Origin of the sequence: Rhodoplanes roseus (genome assembly GCF_003258865.1) — a bacterium.
In the GTDB taxonomy this organism is placed as follows: Bacteria; Pseudomonadota; Alphaproteobacteria; order Rhizobiales; family Xanthobacteraceae; genus Rhodoplanes; species Rhodoplanes roseus.
Genome location: NZ_NPEX01000258.1, coordinates 1 through 8,166 on the forward strand (window position 1 = coordinate 1; position 8,166 = coordinate 8,166).

The following is an 8,166-nucleotide window of genomic DNA, read 5'->3' on the forward strand; positions in this document are numbered from 1 at the left end:
CGCCGCGAGATTGGCGAGGTTCTTCTCGCGCAGATACTCGGCCGGCGTCTGGACGACCCGGTGCTCGACCTCGCCCTCTCGCTCGACGAGGCGATCGCCCCCGGGCTCGGGCGGCTCGGCGCCGTGCCGCTCGATCTCGACGTCGTCGGCACCCTGCGCGGCCTACCGTCGCTGTCGCCGCGCTCGCTGCAGGAGACGCTGCGCACCCTGCAGGCGGCCGGCGGCAAGCTCGACGTCACCCGCGCCCGGCTGAGCCAGGGCGACATCGTCGCCACCGGCACCGGCAGGCTCGGCCTGTCGCCGCGCGGCGCCCTCGACGGCGAGCTGCAGCTCGTGGTGGTCAATGCCGACAAGCTGCTGCCGCTGCTCGGCGTCGACCAGCTCGTCAACCAGCTCCTCCCGCAGGCGACCCGCGACCGCCTCGCGCCGGGCCTCGACCGTCTGGTTCCCGGCCTCGGCAACGTCTTGCGCGGCGGCGGGGGCGGCGGCGCGCCGAGCGCCGACGCGCTGGGTCCGTCGACCGAGCTGGAAGGCAAGCGCGCCGTGAAGCTGCCGCTGCGCTTCTCCGACGGCGCCGTGCTGCTCGGCCCGTTCAAGGTCGGCCAGCTCGCGCCGTTCTACTGAGGGAAGGGGGGAGCGCGGCCCTATGCGGCGCTCGCCAGGATGGCCTTCTCGGCGGCCGCGATGGCTTCCGGCGTGCCGACATGCATCCACACGCCCTCGAGCCGCAGGCCGTGGAGCCGGCCGGCCCCTTCGGCACGGTCGAACAGCCTGGTGAGCGCGAAGCCGCCCTGCGGGGCGTCGGCGAACAGGGCCGGCGACAACAGCGCCACCCCGGAATAGACGAACGGCACCACCTCGCGCTCGGCGCGGCGCTGCAGGCGGCCGTCCGGCGTCATGCCGTAGTCGCCGCGGCCCGAATAGCCGACGCTGGTCGAGGTGGCGGCGAGCAGCAGCAGCGCGTCCATCCGGTCCGGGTCGAACATCTGGGCCAACAGGTCGAGATTGGCCCTCACCCCGTCGATCCACAGCGTGTCGGCATTGACCAGGTAGAACGGCGCGTCGCCGAGCTGCGGCAGCGCCCGGGCGACGCCGCCGCCGGTGCCGAGGAGCCCGTCCCGCTCGTCCGAGATCACGATGCGGGGGCGGCTGCGGCCGGCGAGGTGCCGCTCGATCTTGTCGGCGAAGAAATGGACGTTGACCACCACGGTCTCGACCCCGGCCTCGACGAGCTGGTCGAGCACGTGGTCGAGCAGGGGCTTGCCGCCCACCGGCACCAGCGGCTTCGGCAGCGTGTCGGTCAGCGGACGCATCCTCGTGCCGAGACCGGCGGCGAGGACCATGGCGGTGCGGGGGCGGACAGCGGCGGGAGACGACATCGGCGACCTCTCGGGGGCCTCTTCTTGCACACGATTCTGTCCCCGGGCTCAACAGGAACCGAATCGGTGCTGCCGCCGGACGCTGGCGCGGCGGGGTGACCGGGACATGACCGGACGCCGGTCGGTGTCGGGCGGCCGGCGCCGGGTTCACATCTCGAACTTGGGGCGCTTGCGCTCGCGGCGGGGTTTTTGCTGGACGTTCTTCAGGAACCGCACCCCGATCTGGTCGCCGTTGAGCCACACCCGCTCGCAGCGGCGGTGGGCATGGCCCCAGTTGGACAGCACCAGGAAGAACTCGTCCAGGTTGATCTCCTCGGTCGAGCCGAAGACGGTCAGCTTGGCCTCGGTGTCGGAGACGTCCTCGAGCAGCACCTCGCGCTGCCAAGTGCCGTCGATGCCCATGATCCGGGCCGCGTATCCGTGCTCGAATTCGACGCGGTCGCCCGCCTTGCGTTCCGTGTTCATCGCCGGCCGTCCCGATACGCTGGTGCGGCCGGAGTGTACCGGGACGATCTTGCCAAGCTCTTACTGGGCTTCGGCTTCTCGCGGACCGCGTCAGCCCGGCGGGGCCGGGGGCGGCGGCACATAGGCGGCGTACCAGGCCTTCAGGGCGGCGAGCGACGGGTGGGCGAGGGCGCGCTGCAGATAGGTCATCACCCGCGGCATGTGGCGGATGTATTGCGGCTTGCCGTCCCGCTGGGCGAGCCGGGCGAAAATGCCGAGGATCTTGGTCGCGCGCTGCGCCGCGACCGTGGCGTAGACCTGGGCGAACTGGCCGACGTCGAAGGCCGGCTCGTTGGCGCGCCGCGCCTTGGCGTAGCGGCCCAGGAGCTCGATCTCCAGCTCCTCCGGAACCGTGACGCGGGCGTCCTGCAGCAGCGAGGCGAGGTCGTAGGCGGCCGGCCCCATCACGGCGTCCTGGAAGTCGATCAGGCCGACCCGCTCGAGCCCGCGCCGCTCCGGCAGCCAGATCAGATTCGGCGAGTGGAAGTCGCGCAGCACCCAGGTCGGCGGCTGCGCCAGCACCGGCTTGAGCGCGTCGCGCCAGAACGACAGGAAGGCGCTGCGCGCCGGCGTCGAGGGCACGGCGGCGAGCCGCGGCAGGTACCAGTCGAGCAGAAGCTCGATCTCGATCAGGAAGGCGTCGAGGTCGTAGTCCGGGATCCGGTAGGTGAGCTGCGGCGTCACCGGCAGCTCGCTCGGCAGCAGCATGTGCCCGTGCAGGGCGACCAGCACGTCGACGGCGGCGCGGTAGCGATCCTCGATCGGGGCCGGCGGAGTTCCGGAGACGACCAGCCCGTCGCCCAGATCCTCGAGCAGCACGAAGCCCTCGGCGAGATCGGCCGCGTAGATCTCGGGCGCCGAGAAGCCGAGCGTGCGCAGCGCGTCCGCCACCGCCACGAACGCCTTCACGTCCTCGGCCAGGTGGGCGATGGCGCTGTAGCTGCGGCCGTAGCGGATCGGCGGACCGTCCGGCCGACGCGGCGCGTTCATCAGCAGGATCGTGCGGTCCTGCAGGAGCACGCGCTCGTAGGAGCGCGACGAGGCGTCGCCGGTGAGGCGCTCGCGGCGTGCCTCGGCCACCCCGGCCTTCTCCAGGAAGCGGCGCAGATGGAGCATGCGGCCGATCCGGACGGCGAAGCTGCCGTGTCCGACGAGATGGACGACCCGCGCGTCGGGCCCGTGCTCCGGGTCGAGCCGGATGTCGAGGTCCAGGCGGTCCGCGGCGGTGAGGTCGGGCGCTCGGTCCGGCCATTCGACCAGCACCACGGCGCCAGCCGGAAAATCGTCGAGGCCGAGCTCGGCCAGCTCGTCGGGGCTCTGCAGCCGGTAGAAGTCGGCATGCATCAGCGTGAAGCGCGGCAGGTCGTAGCTCTGCACGAGCGTGAAGGTCGGGCTCGGCACGTCGAGCGCGTCGTCGTCGGCGAGGTGGCGAATCACGGCGCGGGCGAGCGTCGTCTTGCCGGCCCCGAGATCGCCCGACAGCATCACCACGTCGCCCGGGTCGAGCGCCGTGGCGAGGTCGACGGCGAACTGCCGCGTCGCCTGCTCGTCGGCCAGCGTCAGCGTGATCGGCGTGCCGGCGGCCCGGGCGGGTTCCATGGGATCAGGGCGGCCTCTCGCAGAACAGTCCCTCGCGGGACGATCACTCGGCGGCCGAGCGGGCCGCCGTCGTCACGAGAGGGAAAATACACATCACGGTGGTGCCCTGTCCAATCGTGCTCTCGATCCGCACCGTGCCGCCGTGCAGCTCGACGAAGGAGCGCACGATCGACAGGCCGAGGCCGGCGCCGCGATGGCCGGAGCCGCGCGGGTCGCTCTCGAACCAGTCGAACACCTTGTCGGTCAGCTCGGGCGGGATGCCCGGCCCTTCGTCGCTGACCGAGAACACCACGGCGTCCTGGTTGCGCTCGGCGGCGAGCGTGACGCGCCCGCCGGCCGGCGAGAAGCCGATCGCGTTGGAGAGGAGATTGAACAGGATCTGGCGCAGCCGCCGCCCGTCCGCCGTGAAGGCGCCGATGGCGGGATGGGCCCGCAGGTCGAGCACCAGGTCGTTCTGCACGACGCGGTCCTGCACGCCCTCGGCCGCCGCCTCCATGGTGGCGCGGATGTCGACCGAGCCGAGATTGAGCGTCATCGCGCCCGCGTCGATCGTCGCCAGATCCAGGATGTTGTTGATGATGGCGAGCAGCGCGTTGGTCGAGACCGTGATGTAGCCGAGATACTCGGCCTGCTTGTCGTTGAGCGGACCGGTCGACTGGTCGCCGAGGAAGTGGGCGAAGCCGATGATGTTGGTGAGCGGCGAGCGCAGCTCGTAGGAGACGTGGTGGACGAAGTCGAGCTTCAGCTCGTCGGCGGCGATCAGCGCCTCGTTGCGCTCCAGCAGGGCGCGCTCGACGTTCACCGAGTCGGTCACGTCGTGGAAGGTGACGAGCGTGGCGCCGTCCGGCAGCGGCACGGTGGCGAAGTCCATCACGCAGCCGTCGCTGCGCTCGATGCGGCCGGCGCCCGGGTCGCGCTTGTCGAGCGCCGTCACGGCGCCGCGCAGCGTCTGCCAGGTGGTCTCGTCGCGATAGAGCGGCCGGCACAGGTCGATCACCTGCTCGATATGGGGCCGCCCGGCCAGCACGTCCGCCGACAGCTTCCAGCTCTTGGCGAAGGCCGGATTGTAGAGCCGCAGCCGGCCGTCGCTGCCGAACACCGAGACCGACTCGGCGAGGTTGTCGAGCGTCTCGCCCTGGACCCGCGTGAGCGCGTCGGCGCGCCGTTCCAGCTCCAGCCGCTCGGTGATGTCGGTGAACAGATAGGTGACGCCGCCTTCCGGGTTCGGCGTGGTGACCACCCGCATGGTGCGGCGGTCGGGCAGATGCCAGTCGTAGGTCTCGCTCTCGGTCGACGTGTAGGCCTTGTGCAGGTTCATCTTCCACTGCCGGAAGTCCTGCTGCTCGGGGAGGCGCCGGGCGCCGCGCAGGCGATCGAGAACCTGCGAGTCGCTCGGCGCCTCGGCCAGGAAGTCGGCCTCGAGGTCCCACAGCGTCCGATAGGCGGTGTTGTAGAAGGTGAGCCGGCGGTCGGCGCCGAACACCGCGACGCCGGTGGCGAGATGATCGAGCGTGCGGCGGTGCGACGCCTGGATGTGGTCGAGCTCGTTGCGCAGCCGCTCCGCCTCGGTCGCGTCGATGGCGACGCCGACGCGGCCCTGCGCGACCGGCAGCTCCAGCACGTCGAGGGTGCGGCGGGCGCCGGCCATGATGGCCGGGAGCCGGCCCGCATAGCCGCTGCCGGTGTCGAGCGTGCGGGTGATCGCCTCGCGCTCGCTGCGGCCGAGCAGCTCGACGTGCCGCGCCACGGCGGTGGCCGGATCGGCCGCCTCGACGGCGCGCGCATAGGCGGCGTTGACCAGCACGAGCTGGCCGGCGGCGTTGCGCATCCACACCGGTGCCGGCAGCGCCTCGACGACGCTGCGCAGCGCGTCGGCCTCGTTCTGCAGCTTCTGGCAGCGCACGCTCGACTCGGCGAGGTCGCGCTTGATGCCGGTGACGTTGCGCAGCTTCATCACGGCGAAGCCGCCGATCGGGCGGCCTTCCGCCTCGACGTGGCGGCCCAGCACGGTGGTGAGCAGCAGCGCGAAGGCCTCGCCCTTGACGCGCAGCCGCTCGATCGCGTCGCCGAGCGAGGCGGCGAGCTCGGGGCTCAGCCACTGGTCGTAGGCGAGGATGTCGTGCGGCGCGAGCGTCGGGGCGATGAACGAGACCTCGCCGATCACCTCGGGCTCGCCGAAGCCGGCCGTCCACACGACCAGCACCTGCGGCTCCGACATCAGCAGCGCGGCGAGCCGGTCGACGTCGGAATGCAGCGAGGCGATCTGGGCCCGCGAGCCCTGCTGCTCGGCGGCGGCGCGGTTGCGCGTGCGCACCAGAGCGATCGCCGTGACCACGGCGAAGGCCGTGATGCCGATCACCAGCACCAGCGTCGTCAGCTCCTGGGTGCCGAGATGCGAGAAGGCGTCGAGATAGGGTTTGCCGAACGGGATCTCGGCCGCGGCCGTCTGCACGGAGCAAAGCATCGCGGCGGAGCCGGCGAGGAGGGTGCGACCTCTGCCGAGGTGTCGAGGCGGACGACGAACTCCGCTTCTCGTCGCGCCCTCGTCCCGCATCGTCTGCTCACCTTTTCGGTTCCGGTCCAGAATCGGCCGGGCCGGCCCGTCGAACTTCGTGAAATGCATCGCGTCCCGCCTGAACGGGCGTGATGCAAGGTCGGATTACGGACGCGGAAAACTTCACCCCCCGGCGACCGGCGATACACACCGGCACCGTCCCCGCGAGCCGCCGCTCGTGGGGCGGCATCGCGAATCGCCAGTCAATGTACCCTCAACCGGAGTCGCGCCGGAAGAGTCCAGACGGTGAACGAGGACGCCACCGGACGAAATTCCGTCATGCCGATGCTGCGGAGCAGCACAGGGCCCGACGGAGCGGCCGAAAGCCTGTGGACAACGTGAGAAGACGGTGCGTCGAAACGCCGGTTTTTCAGGTCCGGCCGTGCAGCCCGGTCGAGCCGAAGCCGCCGGCGCCGCGCGCCGTCTCGTCGAGCGTTTCGGCTTCCGTGACAGCGACGTGGAGCACCGGCGCCACGACGAGCTGGGCGATGCGGGTGCCGCGCGTCACCGCGAACGGCGCATCGCCGAAATTCGCCAGCACCACCTGCACCTCGCCGCGATAGTCGGCGTCGATCGTGCCGGGCGTGTTGAGCACCGTGACGCCGTGCCGCGCCGCGAGTCCCGAGCGTGGCCGCACCTGCCCCTCGGTGCCGGGCGGCAGCGCGATGGCCAGACCGGTCGGGACGAGGGCGCGACCGCCGGGCGCGATCGTCACGGGCGCGTCGGCCGGCACGGCGGCGAGCAGATCGAGCCCGGCGGCGGCGTCGCTCTGATAGGCCGGCAGCGGCAGGTCGGCGCCGTGCGCCAGGCGCTGGATGCGGAGCACGGGCGGGGTCATCCGCGGTCCTTCAGGGTCGCGGCCATGCGGGCGACCAGCGCCTGCGCGACCTCCTCCTTCGACTGGATCGGCCAGGAGTCGACGCCGTCGCGCGTCACCACATGGACGGTGTTGCGGTCGCCGCCCATCACGCCGCTCTCCGCCGAGACGTCGTTGGCGACGATCCAGTCGCATCCCTTGCGCGCCAGCTTCTTGCGCGCGTTGTCGACGACGTGCTCGGTCTCCGCCGCGAAGCCGACGACGAGGGGCGGGCGCCCGCTCGTTCGCCTGGCGACAGTCGCCAGGATGTCGGGGTTCTCGACCAGATCGAGCTGCGGCGTCCCGGCCGCGCCCTTCTTGATCTTCTGCGCGCCGGCGCTGGCGACCCGCCAGTCGGCGACGGCCGCCGCGAACACCGCGACGTCGACCGGCAGCGCCGCCTCGACCGCGGCCAGCATGTCCCGCGCGCTCTCGACATGCACGACCGTCACGCAGGGCGGATCGGCGAGCGTCACCGGTCCGGAGATCAGCGTCACGGCGGCCCCCGCCGCGGCGGCGGCGCGCGCGATCGCGTGGCCCTGCTTGCCGGACGAGCGGTTGGCGATGTAGCGCACCGGATCGATCGGCTCGTGGGTCGGCCCCGAGGTGACCAGCATTTTCATGCCGGCGAGGGGGCGCGCCGCCGGATCGCGCGCCGCCAGCAGGCGCTCGGCCGCCGCGACGATCTCCAGCGGCTCGGCCATGCGGCCGACGCCCGCCTCGTTCCTCTCCGCCATCTCGCCGGCGTTCGGGCCGACCATGACGACGCCGTCGGCCGCGAGCTGGGCGACGTTGCGCCGCGTCGCCGCACTCGCCCACATCACCGGGTTCATGGCCGGAGCGACCAGCACCGGACGGTCGGTGGCGAGCAGCACCGTGGAGGCGAGGTCGTCGGCATGGCCGCCCGCCATCTTGGCCATCAGGTTGGCGGTCGCCGGCGCGACGACGACGAGATCGCACTCACGGGCGAGCCGGATGTGGCCGACGTCGAACTCGGTCTTGGAGTCGAACAGGTCCGTGTAGGCCGGCTCGCCGGCCAGCGCCCCGGCCGCCAGCGGCGTCACGAATTCCTGCGCGCTGCGCGTCATCACGACGCGAACCGAAGCGCCGCGCTCGCGAAGACGGCGGATCAGGTCGAGCGCCTTGTAGGCGGCGATGCCGCCGCTGATCACGAGGAGGATTTTTGTCGAGGAGAGGGTCATGAGTCCCGGGTGGTCGCCGGTTGCGCGATGCTCTCCTTCGTCATGGCCGGGCTCGTCCCGGCCATCCACGCC

General features: G+C 71.8%; 7 protein-coding genes. 1 reads left to right on the top strand and 6 read right to left on the bottom strand.

Going from position 1 to position 8,166, the window contains the following annotated elements:
• Positions 1 to 624, top strand: a 624-nt coding sequence (locus CH341_RS24960; protein ID WP_146604613.1) for a DUF2125 domain-containing protein, incomplete at its 5' end; no start/stop codon positions are given.
• Positions 625 to 644: 20 nt separating this feature from the next.
• On the opposite strand, the gene CH341_RS24965 is transcribed toward CH341_RS24960, so the two are convergent.
• The 6 genes from CH341_RS24965 to coaBC form a co-directional block, all read right to left on the bottom strand.
• Positions 645 to 1,379, bottom strand: a complete 735-nt coding sequence (locus CH341_RS24965) for a nucleotidyltransferase family protein (protein WP_210208606.1) — start codon at positions 1,377 to 1,379, stop codon at positions 645 to 647.
• Positions 1,380 to 1,526: 147 nt separating this feature from the next.
• Positions 1,527 to 1,844 carry a PilZ domain-containing protein gene (locus CH341_RS24970; protein ID WP_111421687.1) on the bottom strand — a complete coding sequence of 106 codons (318 nt, stop codon included), beginning with the start codon at positions 1,842 to 1,844 and terminating at the stop codon, positions 1,527 to 1,529.
• Positions 1,845 to 1,934: 90 nt separating this feature from the next.
• Entirely contained in the window at positions 1,935 to 3,482 is a 1,548-nt protein-coding gene (gene tsaE, locus CH341_RS24975; protein WP_111421688.1) for a tRNA (adenosine(37)-N6)-threonylcarbamoyltransferase complex ATPase subunit type 1 TsaE, read from the bottom strand.
• Positions 3,483 to 3,525: 43 nt separating this feature from the next.
• Positions 3,526 to 5,934 carry a sensor histidine kinase gene (locus CH341_RS24980; protein ID WP_210208607.1) on the bottom strand — a complete coding sequence of 803 codons (2,409 nt, stop codon included), beginning with the start codon at positions 5,932 to 5,934 and terminating at the stop codon, positions 3,526 to 3,528.
• A 472-nt stretch (positions 5,935 to 6,406) separates the two neighbouring features.
• A complete protein-coding gene (gene dut / locus CH341_RS24985; RefSeq protein WP_111421690.1) occupies positions 6,407 to 6,874 on the bottom strand; it encodes a dUTP diphosphatase in 468 nt (155 codons plus the stop codon).
• A partial coding sequence (coaBC, locus tag CH341_RS24990; protein ID WP_210208608.1) for a bifunctional phosphopantothenoylcysteine decarboxylase/phosphopantothenate--cysteine ligase CoaBC occupies positions 6,871 to 8,166 on the bottom strand: 1,296 nt, incomplete at its 5' end. The genes coaBC and dut, both read right to left, overlap by 4 nt.